The 22,209-nt window shown below is 37.8% G+C and carries 21 protein-coding genes and 2 pseudogenes; 9 read left to right on the forward strand and 14 right to left on the reverse strand.

Translation table 11 applies throughout. The annotated features are described in order from the left end of the window. The first annotated feature begins 99 nt into the window (after positions 1–99). A complete protein-coding gene (locus PLEUR7319_RS0128025; protein ID WP_019508551.1) occupies positions 100–1,716 on the forward strand; it encodes a glycosyltransferase family 39 protein in 1,617 nt (538 codons plus the stop codon). A gap of 478 nt (positions 1,717–2,194) precedes the next feature. Here the strand turns inward: PLEUR7319_RS0128025 and PLEUR7319_RS36950 are convergent. After that, positions 2,195–3,439: pseudogene (locus tag PLEUR7319_RS36950) on the reverse strand (RNA-guided endonuclease InsQ/TnpB family protein). 182 nt (positions 3,440–3,621) lie between these two features. On the opposite strand from PLEUR7319_RS36950, the gene PLEUR7319_RS0128035 reads away from it, so the two are divergent. The 3 genes from PLEUR7319_RS0128035 (at position 3,622) to PLEUR7319_RS43240 (ending at position 4,527) form a co-directional block, all read left to right on the forward strand. Beyond that, entirely contained in the window at positions 3,622–3,879 is a 258-nt protein-coding gene (locus PLEUR7319_RS0128035; RefSeq protein ID WP_019508552.1) for a hypothetical protein, read from the forward strand. Continuing rightward, on the forward strand, positions 3,876–4,214 hold the full coding sequence (locus tag PLEUR7319_RS0128040; RefSeq protein WP_019508553.1) for a type II toxin-antitoxin system PemK/MazF family toxin: 339 nt from the start codon (positions 3,876–3,878) through the stop codon (positions 4,212–4,214). Before PLEUR7319_RS0128035 ends, PLEUR7319_RS0128040 begins: the two co-directional genes overlap by 4 nt. A 187-nt stretch (positions 4,215–4,401) precedes the next feature. Then, positions 4,402–4,527 (forward strand): hypothetical protein, encoded by a 126-nt coding sequence (locus tag PLEUR7319_RS43240; RefSeq protein WP_256380651.1) that lies wholly within the window; start codon positions 4,402–4,404, stop codon positions 4,525–4,527. Between the two features lie 472 nt (positions 4,528–4,999). Here the strand turns inward: PLEUR7319_RS43240 and PLEUR7319_RS36955 are convergent. Then, positions 5,000–5,490 (reverse strand): annotated as a pseudogene (locus PLEUR7319_RS36955) (HAD family hydrolase). Between the two features lie 128 nt (positions 5,491–5,618). Between PLEUR7319_RS36955 and PLEUR7319_RS0128055 the strand changes: the two are divergent. From PLEUR7319_RS0128055 to PLEUR7319_RS0128075, 5 genes are all read left to right on the forward strand, one after another. Then, a complete protein-coding gene (locus PLEUR7319_RS0128055) occupies positions 5,619–5,951 on the forward strand; it encodes a DUF2834 domain-containing protein (protein WP_019508555.1) in 333 nt (110 codons plus the stop codon). Next, on the forward strand, positions 5,948–6,538 hold the full coding sequence (locus PLEUR7319_RS0128060) for a hypothetical protein (RefSeq protein ID WP_019508556.1): 591 nt from the start codon (positions 5,948–5,950) through the stop codon (positions 6,536–6,538). Before PLEUR7319_RS0128055 ends, PLEUR7319_RS0128060 begins: the two co-directional genes overlap by 4 nt. Positions 6,539–7,669: 1,131 nt before the next feature. Then, complete coding sequence (gene ndhC, locus PLEUR7319_RS0128065) at positions 7,670–8,032, forward strand: photosynthetic/respiratory NAD(P)H-quinone oxidoreductase subunit C (RefSeq protein ID WP_019508557.1); 363 nt, start codon at positions 7,670–7,672, stop codon at positions 8,030–8,032. Further along, a complete protein-coding gene (locus PLEUR7319_RS0128070) occupies positions 8,029–8,757 on the forward strand; it encodes an NADH dehydrogenase subunit K (protein WP_019508558.1) in 729 nt (242 codons plus the stop codon). The genes ndhC and PLEUR7319_RS0128070 overlap by 4 nt, the downstream gene beginning before the upstream one ends. Further along, positions 8,750–9,289 (forward strand): NAD(P)H-quinone oxidoreductase subunit J, encoded by a 540-nt coding sequence (locus tag PLEUR7319_RS0128075; protein ID WP_019508559.1) that lies wholly within the window; start codon positions 8,750–8,752, stop codon positions 9,287–9,289. The genes PLEUR7319_RS0128070 and PLEUR7319_RS0128075 overlap by 8 nt, the downstream gene beginning before the upstream one ends. Before the next feature lie 114 nt (positions 9,290–9,403). Here the strand turns inward: PLEUR7319_RS0128075 and PLEUR7319_RS38630 are convergent, their stop codons facing one another. From PLEUR7319_RS38630 to PLEUR7319_RS0128135, 12 genes are all read right to left on the reverse strand, one after another. Beyond that, a complete protein-coding gene (locus PLEUR7319_RS38630; protein ID WP_019508560.1) occupies positions 9,404–9,925 on the reverse strand; it encodes a DUF928 domain-containing protein in 522 nt (173 codons plus the stop codon). Between the two features lie 46 nt (positions 9,926–9,971). Continuing rightward, the gene (locus tag PLEUR7319_RS0128085) at positions 9,972–10,508 is read right to left on the reverse strand and encodes a hypothetical protein (RefSeq protein ID WP_019508561.1); all 537 of its coding nucleotides are present in this window, start codon (positions 10,506–10,508) and stop codon (positions 9,972–9,974) included. Between the two features lie 511 nt (positions 10,509–11,019). After that, positions 11,020–12,990 (reverse strand): amidohydrolase, encoded by a 1,971-nt coding sequence (locus PLEUR7319_RS0128090; RefSeq protein ID WP_019508562.1) that lies wholly within the window; start codon positions 12,988–12,990, stop codon positions 11,020–11,022. Positions 12,991–13,073: 83 nt separating this feature from the next. Then, on the reverse strand, positions 13,074–13,742 hold the full coding sequence (locus tag PLEUR7319_RS0128095; RefSeq protein ID WP_026102837.1) for a nitroreductase family protein: 669 nt from the start codon (positions 13,740–13,742) through the stop codon (positions 13,074–13,076). A gap of 134 nt (positions 13,743–13,876) precedes the next feature. Beyond that, positions 13,877–14,485, reverse strand: coding sequence for a Crp/Fnr family transcriptional regulator (locus PLEUR7319_RS0128100; RefSeq protein WP_019508564.1), 609 nt, complete (start codon positions 14,483–14,485; stop codon positions 13,877–13,879). A gap of 23 nt (positions 14,486–14,508) precedes the next feature. Continuing rightward, positions 14,509–15,210: a pirin family protein gene (locus PLEUR7319_RS0128105; protein WP_019508565.1), complete on the reverse strand. Its 702-nt coding sequence runs from the start codon at positions 15,208–15,210 to the stop codon at positions 14,509–14,511. A gap of 214 nt (positions 15,211–15,424) precedes the next feature. Beyond that, entirely contained in the window at positions 15,425–16,618 is a 1,194-nt protein-coding gene (locus PLEUR7319_RS0128110; RefSeq protein WP_019508566.1) for a glycosyltransferase, read from the reverse strand. A gap of 34 nt (positions 16,619–16,652) precedes the next feature. Then, positions 16,653–17,855 carry a glycosyltransferase family 4 protein gene (locus tag PLEUR7319_RS0128115; RefSeq protein WP_019508567.1) on the reverse strand — a complete coding sequence of 401 codons (1,203 nt, stop codon included), beginning with the start codon at positions 17,853–17,855 and terminating at the stop codon, positions 16,653–16,655. Between the two features lie 63 nt (positions 17,856–17,918). Continuing rightward, positions 17,919–19,349, reverse strand: a complete 1,431-nt coding sequence (locus PLEUR7319_RS0128120; RefSeq protein ID WP_019508568.1) for an O-antigen polymerase — start codon at positions 19,347–19,349, stop codon at positions 17,919–17,921. A gap of 31 nt (positions 19,350–19,380) precedes the next feature. Next, positions 19,381–20,622 (reverse strand): glycosyltransferase family 4 protein, encoded by a 1,242-nt coding sequence (locus PLEUR7319_RS0128125; protein WP_019508569.1) that lies wholly within the window; start codon positions 20,620–20,622, stop codon positions 19,381–19,383. A gap of 115 nt (positions 20,623–20,737) precedes the next feature. Further along, positions 20,738–21,613 carry a glycosyltransferase family 2 protein gene (locus tag PLEUR7319_RS0128130; protein ID WP_019508570.1) on the reverse strand — a complete coding sequence of 292 codons (876 nt, stop codon included), beginning with the start codon at positions 21,611–21,613 and terminating at the stop codon, positions 20,738–20,740. 8 nt (positions 21,614–21,621) lie between these two features. After that, a complete protein-coding gene (locus tag PLEUR7319_RS0128135) occupies positions 21,622–22,200 on the reverse strand; it encodes an acyltransferase (RefSeq protein ID WP_144054392.1) in 579 nt (192 codons plus the stop codon). Positions 22,201–22,209 lie beyond the last annotated feature (9 nt).

Here is a 22,209-nt window from a genome sequence, read left to right on the forward strand (position 1 = left end):
AAAATCAAGTCGATGTATGAAAGAGTAAGCTAAGTCAACAACCGAAGAAGCGAGGTTACTAATCAAGGTATTATTGTTTTAATAAAAATCAAAAATATCATGCGTTGGACACTTCCTCTTTCTAATTTACGTTTTTTGATTATAGTTTTATTAGTTTTGGGGATATTTTTTAGATTTGCCAATCTTGACCAAAAATTGTACTGGAAAGATGAAACTTTTACTTCATTAAGAATTTATGGTTATACCAAACAGGAAATAACAAATGAAGTTACAGATGGCGAAATAATTACTAAAGATTTTTTTCAGAATTATCAAAAGCCTAATCCTGAAAAAGGTCTGTTTAATGTAGTTAAAACCCTAGCAGTAGAAGACCCTAAACATCCGCCATTATATTTTGTAATGACGCGACTTTGGACTCAAATTTTTGGTGATTCTGTAGCTGTTATCAGAAGTTTTTCTGCATTTATCAGTCTGCTTGTATTCCCATCTATGTATTGGCTATGTCTAGAATTATTCGGCTCATCATTTGTAGCCTGGATAGCAATAGCATTGATAGCCGTATCACCATTCCACATTCTCTATGCACAAGAAGCAAGAATGTATACTTTACATACAGTTAATATATTGCTATCAAGTGCAGTTCTGTTTAGAGCAATTAGAATCAATACTAAGCTAAGCTGGGGTCTTTATGCAGGGACTATTTCTTTAGGAATTTACACTCATACCATCTTTTCTTTGTTAGTAATTATACATGGTATTTATATAATTTCAAACCAAGGAATCAGAACTAATAAAACATTTTTTTCTTATTTAAAAGCATCTTCGCTAGGATTGCTATTTTTTGCTCCTTGGCTTTATTTAATTTTGTCTCAACTAGATAAGGTTCAGTCTACTATCAACTGGGTTCACAAAATTACTCTATCTTTAGACGACTTAAGGATTGGATGGGAAGTTCACTTCGCACGTATTTTTTTTGACATAAATCCTAATTACGAATATGAAAATATAATCTCTGATAATTTGTGGTGGACTATGATCAGAGTTTTTCTAATTCTATTTGTATATTCAATCTATTTTTTAATTTATCATTCTTCGAAAAAAACTTATTCTTTTATTCTAATTTTAATATTTTTGCCTGCCTTATTCCTGGCTGTTCCAGATGTTTTATTTGGTGGAATACGCTCGATTCAAACTCGCTACTCTATAATCACCTATCTGGGATGTCATTTGACATTTACTTATTTGTTTGGTCAACAAATCCAAGCTAATCATCTCAATAACCAAACAAAACAACAATATTTATGGAGTTTATTACTAATTATATTAATTTTCCTAGAGCTAATTTCTTGTACTCTTAATGTCTCCCAATCGACTTGGTGGAATAAGGACCCTAATTCTCATAATTTACCAATATCAAGTATTCTGAATCAAGATTCTTCATTGCTTATCTCTGAATGTAATTTGAGCTCTTTGCAGAATTGGGATGGGCAATTTGGAGACTTAATCTCTCTCAGCTATCACTTAGACAATCAAGTAAAATTACAATGCTTCGATAATTTTGAGCAAATAAACATCTCAAAAATACCAGATGAATTTAATGCTTATTTTATTCTCAACCCTCCTGCTTCATTACAAGCTCAAATAAAACACCAACATCAACTTAAACTAAAGCCTATTTATCAAAATAATGTGTCACTTTGGAGGTTAGAAAAATAGAGGATGTAGAAGAACCTATCCCACTATTGATCTGACACTGATGTCGAACATGAAAAAACAACATTTTGCTCCCACATTTTCAACAAATGAGTGATTTTAAACTTCTTGAAAACCCTAAAAATTGATTAGTGGGATAGGTTCAACTAATTACCAAGCTTTACTTGTCTCATAAGTTATAACTTTGTAGACATTCCCCAATAACCTTCATATCATGTCTGTTAAATCGGTTTTCAGGTATTTGTAGACAACTCAGTCTATTAATCGACTTAAAAGACAGTTTAAACTCAATTACTAGTACTAGCCCTTTTCATCTCTACAAGTTATTGATTAAAGATTTTGAGGCGATCGCTTGTTGCTGTTTTTGCCGCGATCGCTATTCTGGATTTAGATAAACAATTCTAAAAGTCTAAATTAGGTTCAAGTCTTTTGACATCCTCCCTGCGCTAAATCAGAGATTATAGCGAGGGATTCCTAAGACTCACGACTTAGGTTTCTGTTTCCTTCCCTTACGGGTTTTTCGCAACTGCCCTTTAGAACTATGTCTATCAGGTCTTATGTCCGCTCCACAGACAATCACCGCCAGCCCGGCGGCGAGTATATTTTTCCCAGCATTGATGTCTCTATCAATTCCCTTCGTTCCACAACTGGGACAATCCCAGGTACGAATATCAAGAGGCATCTTGTCAACAACAAATCCGCAATGGTTACATCGTTTGCTGCTAGGAAAGAAGCGGTCAATTTTGACCAGCTTCCGCCCGTACCAATCACATTTATATTCCAGTTGGCGAAACATTTTCCCCCAAGCGGCATCGCTAATACTACGAGACAGCTTGTGGTTTTTGACCATGTTTCTAATCGCCAAATCCTCAATAGCAATTACGCTATTTTCTTGAATCAGGCGAGTAGTCAACTTGTGCAGAAAATCAGTACGAGCATCTTTAATTTGGGCGTGTATTTTAGCTACTTTAAGTCGCGCTTTATGTCGGTTAAGAGAGCCTTTGGTTTTCCGACTCAATTCCTTTTGCGCAGATGCAAGCTTTTGATACAGTCGATTAAAATGCTTTGGGTTAGCTATCTTTTCGCCATCACTAGTAGACAGCAAGCTAGAAACACCAACATCAATGCCAACTTTTTTCTTAGTTGGTGGCAAGGTTTCAATGGTGTAGTCATCTACCAGCATCGAGACGAACCAGCGACCACTAGGATCGAGTTTGACTGTAACTGTAGATGGTTCACATCCATCTGGCAAAAGTCTAGACCAAACTATATTCAATGGTTCTTTGCATTTAGCAAGCCAAAGAGAACCATTACGGTAGTTAAACGCCGACTTGGTAAATTCTGCCGAACCACCATTGCGTTTAGCTTTGAATCTTGGATACTTAGCACGTTTACCCCAAAAGTTGGCAAACGCTTCTTGGTGCGCGTTCCCTTGCGCCTATCGGCGGCGCGGGGTCGCATCCGCTTTTTGCAGATGTCTCAAGCATTGCTGCAAAGGTACACAGCTAACCTCATTAAGAAAATCCAAGTCTTCAACTTTTTTCCAGCCAGTAAGAAGACTAGAGGTTTCCTGGTATTGAATCCTCTCCTGTCTTTCATACCAAGCGATTGTTCTAGTAGCCAAAGCTTTGTTATAGACCAAACGCACACAGCCCATCGTCCGTCGCAAGAGATTTTCTTGCTCGGCAGTGGGGAAAAATCTGTATTTGTAAGCACGTTCGACCATGCTTCACATTATACAGCATTAAATGTAAAAAACATAATTGGAGGCGTGCATTCCTCCTATCGCTTCCGTTTTGCGGTAAGCGTAGGTCTCCTGCGCGAAGACAGATGAAAATTTTTCCAGAGCTTTTGTTAATTCAGACATTGTATTTGTTATATTATGTCTAATTATATTATGTCTAACTCATGAAAATCAAAGGTCAAATCAGAAAATGGGGAAATAGCTTGGGGTTAATCGTTCCCAGTTCGATAGTTAACGATCTCGAACTAGAAGCTAATACTAATATTCTTGTAAGCGTAGAAGGCAATCGTTTAATCGTCGAACAAGATAAAACATTGCCAACTCTAGATGAAATTTTAGATAGTATTCCTGAAGATTACAGACACCCAGAAGATTTGCAAGACTTTCTTCTGTCTGAACCACAGGGGAGAGAGTTAATTTGAGCGTTCAAAGAGGAGAGATCGTTAGAATCAATCTCAATCCAACTTCAGGTAGAGAACAACAGGGAAAAGCCAGACCTTGCTTGGTTATTAGCAACACCAAGTTCAATCATCGGCGTAAGATGGTTATTGTTTTACCCATAACTAACACAGTTAAACCCCAAATTAAAACTTTAGTGCCGTTGCCAGATAATTTATCTATTACAGGCTCGGTTGATACCGAACAGGTACGAAATTTAGATCTAAGCGATCGCTGGTGGAAAACTACTGGTGTTGTTCTTGATCGAGATTTGACTGATTATATGGTGGGAATGCTAACAACTTTACTTAGTTGTTAACTAAGAAAATAGAAAGCACGGACTTGGTGAAAGCAAGATCGACAGATACAGCTTTAACTTTTACCAGTAAATCTTTGCCTTTGCCGGTGGATTTGGGTATTTCAACATCTAGCAGACTATTTTCATCATCAATGGGTAAATATTGAGTTAAAACTCAATTACTAGCCCTTTTCATCTCTACAAGTTATTGATTAAAGATTTTGAGGCGATCGCTTTTTGCTGTTTTTCTCGCGATCGCTATTCTGGATTTACTTCTGCTGATTTAATATTAGATACAGGTAACAAGACATTATTTAACCAAGATGCTTCATAAAAAATCACAAACAAGGTTAATACTATTGTCATCATCATTCGTTCCCAAAAACATACAGAGCTAGCTTTTTTGTGTATCATTTTTCTTGCTCCGAAAACTTATCAATCAAGAGCTAGGATTGACAAAAAACAAATCAATTTATGCGAACAACGACGATGCTTTGAAGCCAAGACACAACAATATTTAATATCTTTGGATATTGTTTTGGCAATAAATTGTTTGACTCTTGTATTTTTTAGCTGAAATTCTAACCCTTTATTCTAAAAATATCCGAAGTATCAATAACTAATCATCAGTTATTAGGCGGAAATATAAATATTGCCTTCCGCCATTTATCTTAGATTTTATTTGAAAGTCCAAAATAGAAGCACATTTGAGAGTTAAGTCAAGATTTATGAAGAGTTAAAAAGGTGTTGCGGAACTATGCCGTTAGGCTGATCGCCTTTCATCTTTATTTGTCAAGAAGTGGGTATCAAAAATCAAATCGAGATAATGCTCTATGGAATATTTCTGGTTGTGGCTTTCTAATTTGTTCTGCTTCTGAAATTAGAATTGTATCAAAGTAATCTTGAATTCCTAACCCCTGAATAGAAGAGGATTGGAACGTTTCACGACCATTGGTGATCATTCCCAAAAGATAATTGTGCTGCTGTACAGTTTTATTGTTTCAATTAGATGTGGAAAAGGGATGCAGTGGGCAATAAAATGAGTTTCATAATCATCTAACAAATGTTGCCAACTTACTTGAGTAATCTTAAATTCTTCAATTAAGCTTGCGTAAACTTTATCCTTCCAAACATAGCCATGACAGTCTAGCTGAATAAATCTCTCGACATAATCTTTTTTAGCAATATGCTTCAGAGAAGATGAAAATCTTTCATATTGTGTGGTGATAAAGCTTTGTAATGATGAATCGCGATCCAGTAATGTTCCGTCTAGATCAAAGATAACTGCCTGAATCATTTAGCATCTAGAATAATCAGTTTATTAATCATAAGAATAGAACAATTTTCGGAAGAATAGGCAAGACAGCTAAATATGAAATTCCTAAACTGATAAAAAATGTAGTTTAAGGCTTTTCTAGTCTCGCCATGCAATTAATCTATTCAATCTTATCAATACTCGGTTTTGTGCTGCCTTATTCGCAATTGACACCTTTTTTTGCTGAGAACGGTTTGAATTTACCGTTGTTTTGGTCACAATTATTTGCTAATCAGATCTCCAGTTTATTTGGCTTCGATTTGTTTATTTCTTCCCTAGTGTTTTGGATATTTATGCTCAGAGAAGGAATGAAGTTACACATGAAATATCTCTGGATTTATATTGTTTTGAATTTGATAGTTGGTTTGTCTTTTGCTCTTCCTTTATTTCTGTGGATGCGAGTACGTCACTTAGCTAGACAACACCCAGGAGCATTAATATGAACACAATTTTTGCTTTGCAGAGATGGAAAATTGTTAAGTGGTCAACTATCATTATTGGAGCTGTCTTCGCTTTAATACTGTTATTTAATGGCATTAATGAAGCCAGCTTTCGTATTGCTATCAGATTTACTGCTCGTTCATCCTGCATCTTGTTTTTACTTGCTTTTTGTGCTTCTTCCTTACGCAAATTTCAATCAACTCCCTTTACGAACTGGCTATTAAAAAACCGCCGTTATCTAGGTTTATCGATGGCAATATCTCATGGATATCACGCAATAGCGATCGTAGGAGTTGCAATTTTAACCTCAGAAAACATGGTACGGGATAATTATGCGGCTAACTTGGGTTACGTATTTATTATTCTGATGACAATTACATCTTTTGAACGCCCTGCTGCTATTCTGGGACGGCGTAACTGGGTGATTTTGCATACAGTGGGAATGTATTATTTGTGGTTCTCGTTTATTTATGCTTTTAGCGAGAGGTTGAATGAATCGTGGTTAATCTACTATCCTATTGTAACTGTATTGATCTTGGCAATTTCATTGCGCTTGATTAGCTTGAAAAATAGACTAAAGAAAGCTTGATTGTTAAATAGCTACTCCCTTCCCACTCGATAATTACTTACACTAAACCCAGATTGATATTGATTTTCAACACTTTACCTTCGGTAGTTTTTTGACGGGATGGGAGTAGCTATTTCCATTAATTAAATCTTTCAAATCTTTAACTAATCAATACTTTTATGAACTGAAAATAATATTTCTGGCAGAAATTCGCAGTGATTTAAGAGCAAATTAGAGGAAATAGTAGCTTTTTCTCAGTAATTTCACGAGTATTCAGTCTTAAAAGTTCAGTTTTATCAAAAAATATTTAAGTGTTTTCACTAGACTTTTTAACTTGAACCAGTTATAAAGTTATTATGAAGTTAATATAAAGGATATGTAAAGAACGATATGTATATCAATTCATCACTTCTTATTCCTTGTATCAGTGGGATTTATCTTCTCTGTGTTTATATTTTTCTTCGACTTATTGCAACTTAAAGGTTTAGACCAAGCTATTTGATGATTATTAAGGCTTAGTTTGAGCCAGTGTTGGCAATCAAATTTGGATCGTCGACACTTTTTTATTAGTAATTGAAGTTACTCACTAATTAATCTGTTAAGGCTGGGAAAGGTTTGAAGGAAACATTGTTCTGTTTTTATCAATTATTAAAATCATTGATTTCTTGTTGTACTGGGTAATGTCAGTTAGTAACAAATTTACTGGAGATAGTACTATTAAAATACTAATTCTAGTCTTTTTTGACGGTGATATCTAGCAATTTATTACTAACAAATTTACCTTATTTTATGGTAATAAAATATTTTCAACTCTGTTTAATACTTAAATGAGAAGTATTAGAATAAATAGTGGTTAATCTATTCTCCTTTTGTTTTTGTAACTGTATTGATTTTGGTAGAGACATTACGCTTTATTAGGTTAAAAAATAGACTAAAGAAAGCTGAAGACTCAAAAAATACCAATAACTCTGCTCTACTATTTAAAAGAACGCTAAACTCCTAAAAGCTTACCCAACATATACGATTAAACGAAGTTATGGGGATGCTTCGCGATCGCCTTACCTGTTTCTAACTCAAAATTCCTTTACAATTGATTAAAGTTGACAAGTATAGTATTAGCGTACACATCCGTAAGGGAGTAATAGATAAAAATTGTTTGTTCTCAATGGTTATGAATATTTTCTGGGTTTCTTGCTTATCTGTAGCGCAGTTCCAGCCTTAGCTTTGACTGCCTCAAAGTTATTAAGACCCGGCGAAGGTGGTCCAGAACGGCAAACAACCTACGAATCTGGCATGGAACCCATGGGTGGAGCTTGGATTCAATTTAATATCCGCTATTATATGTTTGCCCTGGTTTTCGTCGTCTTCGATGTAGAAACAGTATTTTTATATCCTTGGGCGGTAGCTTTCAATCGTCTAGGATTGCTAGCATTTGTAGAGGCCCTAATTTTTATTGCCATTTTGGTAGTTGCCTTAGTATATGCATGGAGAAAAGGAGCTTTGGAGTGGTCATGAATTCCAAAACATTTGAACAACAGCAAACAGAGAAAATTCTCAATCCAATTAATCCGACAAAAGTAACTCAAGATTTATCGGAAAATGTCATCTTAACTACAGTAGATGATCTTTACAACTGGGCAAAGCTATCTAGTTTATGGCCGATGCTTTATGGTACAGCCTGTTGTTTTATCGAATTTGCGGCTTTAATTGGCTCTAGATTTGATTTTGACCGCTATGGCTTAGTACCGCGTTCAAGTCCCCGTCAGTCGGATTTGATTATCACCGCTGGTACAATCACCATGAAAATGGCTCCAGCATTGGTTCGTCTTTATGAAGAGATGCCTGAACCTAAGTACGTAATTGCTATGGGAGCTTGCACAATCACTGGGGGAATGTTTAGCAGCGATTCTACTACTGCCGTTAGAGGGGTAGATAAACTTATTCCTGTAGATTTATATATTCCCGGCTGTCCTCCTCGTCCCGAAGCTATTTTTGATGCCATTATCAAGCTACGCAAAAAAGTTTCTAACGAAGCTCTACAAGAGCGAGCAGCAGTTTTAGAACAGACTCATCGCTACTACAGCACCAGACATGACATGAAAGCTGTTGAGCCAATCTTAACTGGAACGTATGTCCAATCTGAAGCTCGTCAAGCACCACCGAAAGAACTAGCAGAAGCGATGGGAATGCCTTTACCTGCCATCGAATCAGCAGCACAAGAGGAGGTGGAACGTGGCTGATCCTACTAATGAAAATCAAAATTCCGAAGAAAATTCTACAGCATCAGAGTTAGTCGTTGCTGGTGTAACTTCTACTTGGTTGACAGAAAATGGCTTCGATAATGAAGCTCTAGCTCCCGACACTTCTAACGTAGAAATGATTAAGGTCGAGGCAGATTTATTATTGCCGATCGCCACTGCTTTATATGCTTATGGATATAATTATCTTCAGTGCCAAGGTGCTTACGATTTAGGACCAGGGAAGGAGCTAGTTAGCTTTTATCATTTAATTAAAGTTGGCGATAATGTCGAGCAAGCTCAAGAAGTTCGTTTAAAAGTTTTTCTTCCCAGAGATAATCCGAAGGTTCCTTCTGTCTACTGGATTTGGAAAGCAGCAGACTGGCAAGAACGTGAAAGCTTTGATATGTTCGGTATTGTCTACGAAGGACACCCTAACCTCAAGCGTATTTTAATGAACGAAGATTGGGTAGGTTGGCCTCTGCGGAAAGATTATGTATCTCCCGATTTTTATGAGCTACAGGATGCTTATTAATTAATGGAAATAAGCATTGTTATAAATTATTAGATGTAGAGATTTGTATTAGATGTAGAGATTTGGCATAATGTCTCTACATTTTTTTTGTTCATTTTATTCATCTGTCAATTTCTACACGTCAGTCTTGTTCACATTTGTTTTTGCTGACGACTGAGAATCAATCACTTTAGATTCATCAACTCGCTTAATCCAATCACTAACAACTGGCTCTTTCGCATTTGGACCATCATCGCCAACTAAGATTACTTCCCATTGATAGTTTTTACCAATTTCTAGGGTAGGGGCATCATCTGATAACTTAATCCCAATTATCCCAGTTTCTCCTGTCAGATTAATTGATTGTTGCCAATAAGGATTTATACCTTCTTCTTTAATACTTAAAATTATTTGCTGTGCATTAGTTTTAGGTAAATAAAACCAAAAAGTAGGATGCTCAGAGCCTGTTAACCTATAGTTGCAATTAGGTACATTAGCAGTATTGATATTATTATTAACATCAGCGATCGCGTGATGCCCACTAGCAAAGTTGATCGCAACTGTTGTTAACAAACATCCCAATACAGTTAAAAAAGAGAGCGAACCTAAATTATTGTTTGATTTTGTGGAAAAGGTATTTTTGTTGAAGAGTTTCATTATTCTTGTTTCCAAAGTCTATTCGTAATTTTTTTGCCCATGGAGATTACACCATTGAGTTAGTGGTGCTTAATTTATTACGAGAGAAGGAACAGAGATTATTAAGGCGATGGACGAGCGAGTTTTTCGATTCTTTTAATGCTTTGGTATTTTTTTGAGAAACAATATCCAAATTTTCGTTTTTTTGCTCAACCGTTCTAATTTGGTTTAAGCTGCTAAAAACTGGATCTAATGGTTTGAAAAATTTCCAAGCTGAGGTGATTTCCGGGGCTGAGATCGCCAAATTAAGGTTAGAAGAATAGTGTTGTATATTTTTCCACAAGGTTTGACTGGTAATGTTTTGAGAGTCGGGTTGCTGGTGATAAAATTCAGATTTTAAAGACCCAAAGACTATTAACTGTTGAGTTTTGGAATTGACTATTGCTATGTTTTCTGGATCTCTCCAAATTTGATAATCTTTGACTTGAGATAAATGAACCGATGATGAATCTTTTAGTGAACGGTTATTCGTTACACTAATAGCAATTTCTAATAATTTGCTTAGTTGAGTATTTAGTTGGGGAGAAAGTTCGGTTTTTAACATGGCTTTTTTGTTGGGGATACTTCCTTAATCAAATTCATTTAAGTTAATCGTAGAGATTTAACTAAGGAAAAACATCTGAAAAACGTCTCGAATCCCCCCTCAACGAAGGAAGTAATAATCTTCTAACTTTCGTTGCATAGCTAAGTATATATATCTAAGACTAAAGTCTCACGGTAGTATCTAGAAGCTCTTTCTTACTAAAAACTTTCAGCTTATAGCTATCAGCTATCAGCTTTAAATTAGCTACCTGCGCAAGGGCTAAAAACTGATAGCTATTGGTATAAAGCCTCTTTTGATTGAGCTGATAGTAAATAATTGCTTGGCGGTGAAGCAGTCCGTTGAACCCGAAGGACTAATAGCTAAGAGCTTTGCTCCGTTACTCCTTATCCCTTTTCTGTCACTTTCCGAGATTTAAGAGTAGCAAAAATTAAATTTACCCGTTAGGCAAATAGAAAGAAAATTGGTTCATTTCCTATTCTTTCTGAAGATTTAGCTAAACATCAAAATGCAACTAATAGCAACAGGCGCAAGCTAAACCACCCCAAAAACGAGATAGGCTGCCTGGCATACTTAGAGAAGATAAACCTAAATGCTGCTGACTCTGAGAATTAGCAATAATAGAAGCTGTTTGTTTTGAGGGAGTCGGAGAGATAAAACTAATCTTTGAGTCGTTGTGATAACCACCAAAATATTTAACAGGCGACCAATTTGGGCTTACGGGTAGAGGTTGCGGAGAAAGATTGCTAAATTCTTCGGTAGCATAAACGGGTTTACCATCAACAATAGTTAAAACTGATTCGAGGTGTTTGATTCTGTTTTCGGGTATAGAGAAATAGTCTTCCGATAGTACCGCTAAGTCTGCTAATTGACCTGGAACGATCGCGCCTTTATTCCCTTCTTGATTGTCAAACCAAGCAGCAGCAGTAGTGTATAATCCAAGAGCTTCCAGGCGATCAAGGCGATTGGCTTCGGGATAGATAGTTGTTCCTCCGACTGTTTTACCCGCAACTAACCAATACAAACCTACCCAAGGATTGTAGCTGGCAACTCTCGTGCCGTCCGTTCCTCCTGATACGGGCAAATCCATTGCCAGCATCTTTTTAATTGGTGGAGTATGAGCTGTCGCTTTAGTACCATAACGCTCCATAAAATATTCCCCTTGATAAGCCATGCGGTGTTGAACGGCAATGCCTCCTCCCAAAGCTTTAACCCGCTCGATATTGCGATCGCTAATGGTTTCCGCGTGGTCTAAAATCCAGTGCATACCCGTAAAGGGAACTTCACGGTTAACGTTTTCAAAGACATTTAAAAAACGAGAAATTGATTCGTCGTAGGTAGCGTGGAGTCTAAAGGGCCACTTATTTTCTGCTAGGAGTTGAATCACATCCGTTAATTCAGTTTCCATTTTGGCAGCAAGATCGGGACGGGGTTCGGTAAAATCTTCAAAATCCGCAGCGGAGAAAACTAACATCTCTCCCGCACCATTGAGGCGATAAAAATCATCTCCCTGTCCTGGATTAGCGATATTAATCCAGCGTTCAAAATCGGCTTTTTCCTCCCCTGGGTTTTGGGTAAATAGGTTGTAAGCAATCCTCACTGTCATCAAGCCTTCTTTGTGGAGGCGATCTATAATCTGGTAATCATCGGGATAGTTTTGTCCCCCACCACCAGCGTCGATAACGCTAGTAATGCCCAGACGGTTCATCTCCCGCATATAATGACGGCTAGAGTTAATCTGGTCTTCTAAACCTAAAACTGGTCCTTGGGCGATCGCAGCATATAAAATGGTGGCATTGGGTTTGGCGATTAGCATTCCTGTAGGATTACCGTTACTGTCTTTTTCAATAACAGAATTAGGAGGGGGTATGGTGTTGCGATCAATTTTTAAAGCCCTCAAAGCTGCCCCGTTGAGCATAGCGCGATCATAAAGATGGAGAATAAAGACGGGTACATCTTGGGAAACTGCATTAACTTCTGCTAGGGTGGGCATTCTTTTCTCAGCAAACTGAAACTCACTCCAACCACCAATTACTCTTACCCATTGCGGTGCGGGAGTTCTCCTAGCTTGTTCTTTGAGCATTCGTAGCGCATCAGCCAAAGAAGGCACACCATCCCAACGCAGTTCCATATTGTAATTTAAACCACCGCGAATCAAGTGAGTATGACTGTCATTAATGCCAGGAATTACAGTACGGCGATTGAGATCGATAACTTGGGTATTATCTCCCCGATATGCCATGATTTCCTTTTCCGTCCCTACAGCTAGAAAGCGATTATCTCGAATAGCTAAAGCTTCGGCAAAGGAGCGTCTGTCGTCTTGGGTGGCAATACGAGCATTGTGAAGAATTAAATCTGCTTTATTACTGGTATCTGGAGGATTCTGCCCCCAAGATTTTCCTCGATCCAGAAAATAAGTTGAAAATCCCGCAGCCAAAGCCAGTTTTAAAAAATCCCGTCTTTTTGTTTTATGGTAATTATTCATGATTTTACTTCTCTAAACTCGATCAGTTAGCGGGCGATGCATCGCCCTACTCACAATATGTTTGTCTAATTTCTCTAGCTTAATTACAGAGCGCGACCAAAACTTTCTCCGTAGCAAACACGCTCTGTACTAAATCTGCCACCATATTTTTTGATCGGCTCATCTGCATATCCCAAAGGCAACAAGCAACAAACATCTACTTCCTCAGGAATATCAAATGCTTCCTTTACTTGTGCCGTCACAAAGCCTTCCATGGGACAAGAATCGACTCCAAAAGCTTTAGCGACGATCGTTAAGTAAGCTACAGCTAACATCGTGTGACGATTTGTCCAAGCTTCCATCGATTTAAAAGAGGGCTGATACTCAAATAGCTGAGGAATTGCACCGCGCATATAGTCGGCGTATTTTTCATTGACTCCCCCTGCCGATGTTCCTATTTGAATAATTTCTTCAATATATTCGGTATTATTAACACGGCGATCTCCACAACAGATTACGACTACAGGTGCTTGGGATACTTGAGGTTGGTCGAAAGCACAGGCTCTTAATTTATCTTTATTAGCTTGTTCTTTGACCACAATAAATCTCCAGGGTTGTAAATTATATCCAGATGGGGACTGTAAGCCCAAACGAAGAATTGATTCTAGAACCCCATCGGCAATGGGATCGGAGCGAAAAGCACGAGCAGCACGGCGAGTTTTAATAGCTTCAGTAAGACTAAGTTGGGGTTGTAGTTGATTTTCGGTTTTCATGAGTAAAATTTTAAAAAGTGGCAAATTTAATAAATGATTGGGCATTGCATAGCTGCGGAATGATTGTAAACTAAGAAGATTGGTAAATCAGAAAGAGTATATAGCTCTTGAGATCGAAGAACATATGATTTAAATCATGTTTCGGGAATCGATAACTCGATTTCTCTACCGCGACGAGCGATAAAACCCAATCTTTCTAACTCTGAAAGGTTACGGTATAGAGTTTCCGAACTCAAACCCAACTCAGTAGCAATATCTTTGTAGGTGCGATCAAAAACGACTCTAGTTTCACCTGGATAAGCCGAGAACAACAAATACTGTAGAATGCGATCTCGTGCCGAACGAATACTCCGTAACTCCAATAGTTTCTTCAGAGATTGGCTTTTGCGATCTTGTCTTCGTAAAAAATTTAAAGCCAGATCGGGGTTATTTTGTAAGACTTCCCCGACAATAGTTTTGGGATAACGAATCACGCGGGAAGGAACTTCAACAATCGCATTACAGTGGTAAAGTTCCGTAAATAATGCAGACTCGGCAAAGCTTTCCGTTGCCCTAACTATCTGAAAAACAACCATGTTTCCATCGCAAGTATAACGTACTAGCTGGATTCGTCCGACTTCGAGGGCAAAAATATACTCGGCGGAATCTCGATGATGAAAAAGTACCTGTCCTGCAACGAGATTTTGATAGCTAGCGCAATCTGGCAAAGGCGAGGGAAGACTATTGGGTACTGATAAATTCATGATTTGTCAGTGTCTAGTTGTTTCTAGGCTAAATCGAACAACAAGATTTCGGTATTATCTGTAGTGGCAGAAAGAGAAATTTCTGTTTCTTCCGCAATTGCAGCACCATCACCGCCATTGAGAACTCGACCGTTTACCTCTATTCCACCTTTGGCTATTTGTATCCACAAAGATCTATTACTGTTGGCACTATAGTTAACGCGATCGCCGTTATTGAGAGTAGCAACGTAAAGATCAGTATCTTGATGAATTGTTACTGAATTATTTCTACCATCAGGCGAAGCTACCAGTCTTAATTGCCCTTGTCTTTCGGCGACATCAAAATGTTTTTGTTCGTAGCTGGGCTCAATTCCTCCTTGCTTTGGTAGAATCCAAATTTGCAAAAAGTGAACGAGGTCGATATTAAAAGCGTTAAATTCACTGTGAGCGATACCCGTACCAGCCGACATCCTTTGTACGTCTCCAGGACGAATTACCGAACCGTTACCAATACTGTCCTTATGGGCTAGTTCTCCTTCTAAAACGTAAGAAATAATTTCCATGTCTCGATGACTGTGAGTACCAAAACCTTGTCCTGGTTTGACTTTATCTTCGTTAATCACTCGCAGACTGGAAAAGCCCATGTGATTGGGGTCGTAATAGCTACCAAAAGAAAAAGTATGTCTGCTATCGAGCCAACCAAAGTTAGCATTACCTCTATCTTGAGCTGGACGAACTGTAATCATTATTTTTACCTCCCGATTTCTTAACATTATTTGGTTCTTGGTTATATTATGTATTGTTTCTTTAAAAAAGACAATACAATATTTAAGCAACAGATTGCTTCTAAAAACAAGACAATAGTTTTATGGATCGTAAATTTGAGCGGGCACTCAAATGATGAAAATGTAACGACAAACAGCTCAACGAATTGATATCGTTGCTTTTGAAAATTTTTTATTAATAGGAAATCTCGGAGAGTGACATAAGAGTGTTAACAATCTCCTGATAAGAACAGATAAGTTGACTAACAATTCCCTTCCAAGCGTATTTGTCATTAGCTAGTACCATTGCATTTTTCCCTAAGCGCGATCGCATTGCTTCGGAATTTAATAATTGAGTAATTGCATTGGTTAATCCTGCTTCATCTTCAATGATTATTCCTGCATCAGCTGTTGCTATTTCTGGTGCTATTTGTACTCCTGGGGTAATAATTACGGGTAATCCTGCTACCATAGCTTCAGCCACGGCAATACCGAAGTTTTCGGAATAGGATGGGAGAACAAATATATCTGAACCTTGCAAGAGAAGATGTTTATTTCTACCTGTTATGAACCCAGTAAAAGTAATATGGTTGGTTAATTGATGTTTGTGGACTAACTTTTGAAGATAATTGAGATAATCAGCTTCTCCAGAGCCAGCCATAATTAAATGGAAATTGTTATTTTGAGCGACTATTTTATTAAGGGAATTAATTAAAAGATTAGGACGTTTTTTATAATGAAGACGGGATAAAAAGAGAATAATTAGTTTTTCTTGCGGGATATTGTATAGATTATGTAATTCTGCGCTAGCTGATGATATTTGTTCTGGGGGGTCTACTCCTAAAGGAAGAGTAATAGTAGGTGTTTTGATCCCGAACTTCTTTAAATCTTCAACTTCTTCCAAAGTCGTGCAATGAATAGCCGCAGCTTGGTTCAAATTATGGCGTTCAATAATGGCTGTGTAGAATTGCTTTTTTAAAGAACTTTGCTTTAATGCCCAGGAGCTTAATTGTCCTTGAGTACGTACAGTGTAGGGGACCTTTTGACAACGGGCGATCGCACCAGCACAGGTAGAAGCGTAAGAAAATAGATAATGGTTATCTAGGATGTCGTAGCGATCAATATTTTGCCAAAGCCATCTAGTTAAGGCAGAAGAAAAGATATATTCTTTGAAGGGATGAGGAAAGGCTGGCAAAAACCAAACGGGAACATCCTGATACTCTACACATTGGTTGAGAGGAACATCTAGTAGTTTTGTTTCATCGTAGTTGGTCGTGACAATTTCGGCATCGATTCCTTGATGTCTCAGGGATTTGACAATTTGTAGAGCTACTTGAGTTGGACCACCTAAAGTAGGGCTAAGGGAGGGAATAACGTGAAGCACTTTCATTTAACTAAAACTATCTTTGAAAAACCAAATTTTTCTACTGGGGGAACTTTCCCCCAGACCCCCTGGCGGGGACGTTACGACCTCCCCGCACCCCTGCCGTAAAAGTTATTTGAATGTTATTCTGCTTTGGAGAATTATCTATATAGAATTCCTTAATGGTTTCTGTTGCTGCTTGTTGAAATCTTTGTACTCCATGTTCTAAGGAGTGTTCTAGGGCGCGATCGCTTGCAGCTTGAGAATAGTTGGCTAACTCTGAAGGGGAGAGGGTTACAGCTTGATACATAGCCTGATATAAAGACTCTGAATCATTGGTATCAATCAGCCAGCCATTACTACCATCTTTGATTAGATCTATTGCTGCTCCTGTGCGCCTAGTACTGATTACAGGGAGACCTGCTGCAAGTCCTTCGGGGACTACCAAACCCCAACCATCGTATCGGGAAGGGACACAGAGGATATCGGCTTGTTGATAGTAATAAGGCAATTTATCCCAAGATTGAAAGCCAAAAAACTGTACTTGTTGATGATACTCAGTAAGTTTATGTTCTAAACTCCGTCGCAAATCCCCCTCTCCTAATAGATGTAACCTAATGTGTTTAAATTGCTCTGCTAATCGACAAAAAGCAGCTGCTAAAAGATCTACTCCCTTGCGTTTAATTAATGCCCCTGAGTATAAAAAGACTCTTTGGTTGCTGTTAGAGTTACTGACTGTGGTAGAAGAGTTAGGAAAACGGCTGAGATCGGAAAAATAGGGCAGATTAAAATAGGAACGGCGATCACCAAATTCTCGACGATATCCCTCTACGCCCCATGTTCCTACACCCCAAATTGCTACTGATGACTGATGTAATTTAGCTAACTTCCAGCGACGATATAACTTACCCAGTAATCCTGAATGTTTAAACCCCGGACGTTCTCCCCAAAAACACCAGGGTTTATTAAAGCTAATGCAGTGAGCAATTAAATTACTAATACGGGGATGACGATAGTAGTTAAAAATAATTAAATCACTAGAGTCTATATTTTGTTCAAGCTGTTGATAATACTCAGGACAATCATTCAAAATTAAATAGTTATGCTTAATATTAAACTGTTGCCATTGACTTGCGATCGCCGCTTCACAACGAGCATATAGATAAGCAACCTGTAAGTTGAATTTACCTGATAAAGCGATCGCATTGAATAGCTCTACCTGATAGGGTGATGGTATGTAGGTCAGAACTAAAAGCTTAGGCATTTTTATCGAATCAGTAATCAGTAATCAGTAATCAGTAATCATTACTAACTGCTATTTGCTTTCTCATCCTTTTAAAATCTTCCTCTTCGGTAACATTAGCCAAGAAATTAGCATCCAAGCTAAAACTGCATAACTCATCAGCACTAATTCCAACATGGAGCGAAATCCAGCAAAGAGAGCCATTGTACAGAGACTATAGACGATCGCACTGGCATTTTCCGTATTTTTGGTCAATAACTGACCGACCATCCTGGCGAATCCACCGTAAATTATTCCCCCAAAAAATATTCCAATCCACCCCGCGCAGATATACCAATCGCCAATTACCGTATAGCTATAAGAAATTCCTTCAACACCTAAAGCAGAAGGTAAATCAAAACCAGGATCGACTGGTTTGTCGGGCCAAAAAACTCGCGGTATGGGTCGGACCAAGGTAAAAATTATTTGTTTTTCGTAAACGTAGGGGTAATATCTGGGCACCAAAGCTATGGTTTGAGCTAGACGAAGGAAATTATCGTCAATGTGCAAATGTTTGTATTGAAATTCTGGATGCTCTTTTTGCAAGAGTGCCTGAAATCCGTCATTTCTGACCTCCAGCATCCATTGCATGATGCCCAAAACCATCGCCACGCTAACTAAAGTAATAATAATTTGCTTGAGCTTGAGTTTTTGCTGCTCTAATACCCAACAAATAATTGCTGCACCTAACACCACTCCAATGATCCGACGACCTCCTGCTTGAGCTAAAAAAGCAGTCATAATGACAGACAAGCTAATTGCCAAGATAACTCGAAAATCTAAACGACGACTCCTGACAATTAGCAAAGTAGTTAGCGTTGGTAATAAATAGCCAAAGTAGTCTAGGTGGTCAATAAAAGAACTCCAGCCACCTAAAGTTTCCCTAGCCCAAGGTGCTGACCAGCGATCGCTCCCTAAGTGAAAAAACATCAACATAGGGTTGAAATCACATGGATAGGCAAATTTAATTATGGCAATGCTAAAAAAGACCAGAATAAGACTAAAAATAAGAGTAGGATTCAACCGATGATCGGCAGCATTAGCTAAGGATGTAGGCATCGGCAACGGACGCATTAATGCAGCTAGCCACACTCCTGTAGTAAATAAACCGATGCTTAAAAATGTGCCAGCGACAAAGCTATTAGGGAAATATTCCAAGGAATAGGCTTGTTGTAGTAAATCCAGTAGGAGCCAGTAAATAGGCGCAAGCACTAAGACATGTTCAGTACGTAATAAAGTTCTGGGACTGCGGCAAGCAGCAGCAAAAGGGGCGATCGCAAGCCCTAGAGTCATTGCTAAAGCACAGGGAAATAGAGCACTAGGAGCTGTAGTTTCTTCAGGAAGAATAAAAATGGCAATCAATGTGCCGACAATAGTACTTACTAAACCTAGTAGAGGATAGATAGGATATTCTTGTTTTAACCACCTTGAAGTTACGAGTTTAGGTATTTCTCTGGCAATATTTGAGGGAACCATTGAGGAAGTAATAAGTAATAAGTAATATCTATTAGTAGTGAATTAGAGGTTTACCATGAAATTTAGTATTATTTAGAACCTGGAGTTCATGAGCTAATTGGGACAAATTAAATGTAGATAATATTTGATGTGATGCTTGAGAAAATTTGGCTAATTGTTGAGGATGATAAAGACAATATTTTAGGACTTTAGCGATCTCCACTCCACTAACATTTGGCAATATTAACCCATTAATTCCATCTTTGACTACAGCTCCACAAAATTGAGAAGTTATTAAAGGTAATTTCCAAGCTTGAGCTTCCAATTGAGTTATGCCAAAACCATCAGAAAGAGTGGGGAATAAAAATACATCTGTTTGCTGGTAATAGTAGTCAGTTTTGCTCCGAGATACTGCTCCCAGCCATTTAATTTGAGGATGTTTTTTAAATGTTCGCGGTACGTCAATTTTAACTTGACCAACAAACCAAAATTCAATTGGTTGATTAGACAACAAATTGATAGACTCTAAGATAGCGTGAATACCTTTACGCACAATTATTTGTCCCAGAAATAAAACTTTTAAGGGACGTTGATCGGAGAAATTTTGAGGATAAGTTCTGGAAAAATCTGGTGCCGTTACAGGTGCTTGATAAGCTAAGGGAATAACTTTGATTTTATGGCTAGCAATACCAGTTTTTTGTAGTGCTTGGCTAGACCAAGGGGAGTTGACAACAATTTTGTCAGCCAAAGCACATTCTTGTCGCCAATCCGTCCAGTACTGTAAAGGTGCTAAGTGTAAACTAGATTTATAAAAGGGAAATTTACGTATTTCTCTGGATACTAGTTTTTCTTCGATAATACCTGGATCTATTTGACCTAAAACTGTCTTCCATCCTTGAGACTTGGCATATTTAAATAGCTCAAGTGCGGCATAACTATAGGCAAATAAAGTAATATTTTTATTAGATAATTTAGATAATACTTGAATAACTTGTTCTTGCCACCAAGTATTACGAGCAATTATTTGATCCCAACTATTCTTTCTGTTAATAGCATGGTAAAACTCCCAAGTAATTGAAGAATAATTAAAAGTTTTGATAGAAGCATTGTTTAATTCAGGATGATATCTTGCCCGTAAATTGGTTAATAAAAACCTGGGTAATAAATTTAGAGCATAATCATCATACACCCAAGCATCTGTAATTAGATGTTTAAGTCTTCCTTGATTGTGTAAAGCTCTAGGAATAGCATAATGCTCTCTTGCTCCTAATTGACAACAAATCCAGTTATTCATAAGTAATGAGTAATGAGTAATGAGTAATGAGTAATGAGTAATGAGTAATGAGTAATGAGTAATGAGTAATGAGTAATGAAACAATTGATAATTTAATTGTGAAGAGAAAGATTTATTAGCTATAGGGGAGATTTTGCCATTCTTTAAAAAAGAATAAAGTCATAGTCTGACGATAATTTTGTAGTTTAAATATATCAATTAACCCCGCTATTTCTCCTTGAATTACTCCTAATCTTTTGATTTTAAAAGAAAGAAATAGTCGTGATATCAATGTCCTAATTTGTTTAAGTACTTTTAATCTTTGGGGAACATACCAATCGTTCCATAAAACATTATTTCGGGAACCATAATAATCCATCCGCCACCAATTACGACCTCGATTAGAAGCCGTATGGTGAATTAAAAAGTCAGGGAAATGATAGCAGTGTAAGCCTTGTTGAAAAGCTCTAGCAGCTATTTCCATTTCTTCTCCTTGATGGATTAATTCTTCTCGATAACCACCTAACTGTAAAAAGCGATCGCAATGTAATAAATGACCACAACCTACAAAGGCTCGAACTTGGTAGGGTTGTTGCTGGGTAGAACTGTTTTCATATTTTTTTTGTATTGGATTATAAATAGGAAAACTCAGACATAGTAAATCTTCACGATTCTCTGCAAATTTAACCGCAGCTTTTAAAGAGCCTGAAACTGGATAAGAATCATCATCAAAGCTGAGATAGTATTTGGTTGGGATTGCTTTAGCTATTTGGTTGCGCCGTACAATCAAGCCTTCGGAAGTGGAATACTTTTGGAATTGAAGATTATGAAATGGAAGTTCCTCCAGGTCAAAAGGACAGGGAATTTCTGAGCCATCATCGATAATCAAGATAGTAAGAGATTCTAAACCTGCCTCAACAATTTTAGTTAGCCCAACTCGTAGATCTTCCCAGCGATTTTGGGTAGTAATACCAATGGAGACTAAATTTTCGAGCTTTATATCATTCTTCATGATTATCGCTAGCAAGTAACTGTGGGTAATTCTTTAGACTTAATAACTTGGGCAGGAACGCCAACAGCGATCGCCCCTGCGGGAATATCTTTGGTGACTACACTTCCCGCACCAATTACTGCATCATCGCCAATATGTACGCCTTTGAGAACAGTCACATTTGCCCCCAACCAAACGCGATCGCCAATTTTAGTTTTGTTGGCAATCATTGGTTGCTGTAAAGGAGGAAGTTGAATATCTAAACCATGATCGTGATCGGTGATATAGCAATTAGGACCAACAGCGCAATCGTGTCCCAGGGTAACTGACAAAATGGCATCAATAAAAGTATGGCGATTGAGATAGGTATTTGCGCCAATCAAGATTTTGGGATGGGTTAAGGCTTCGCCGCTACAAAGTAAAGTGACACCTCGATCTAGAGCACAGTTTGCTTCAATCTCAATATCTGAGTAATTACGGGGAATCTCCACCTGACGTAGCCAAACATAACCATTGAGTTTCACTCCCAAAAAACGATAGTAAATATTACGCCAGCGACTTTTAAGTCCTTCTATCAAACTAATAAACTGAACAACAAGCGTTCCCATTTCCTTCAT

This window comes from Pleurocapsa sp. PCC 7319 (assembly GCF_000332195.1).
Taxonomy (GTDB): domain Bacteria; phylum Cyanobacteriota; class Cyanobacteriia; order Cyanobacteriales; family Xenococcaceae; genus Waterburya.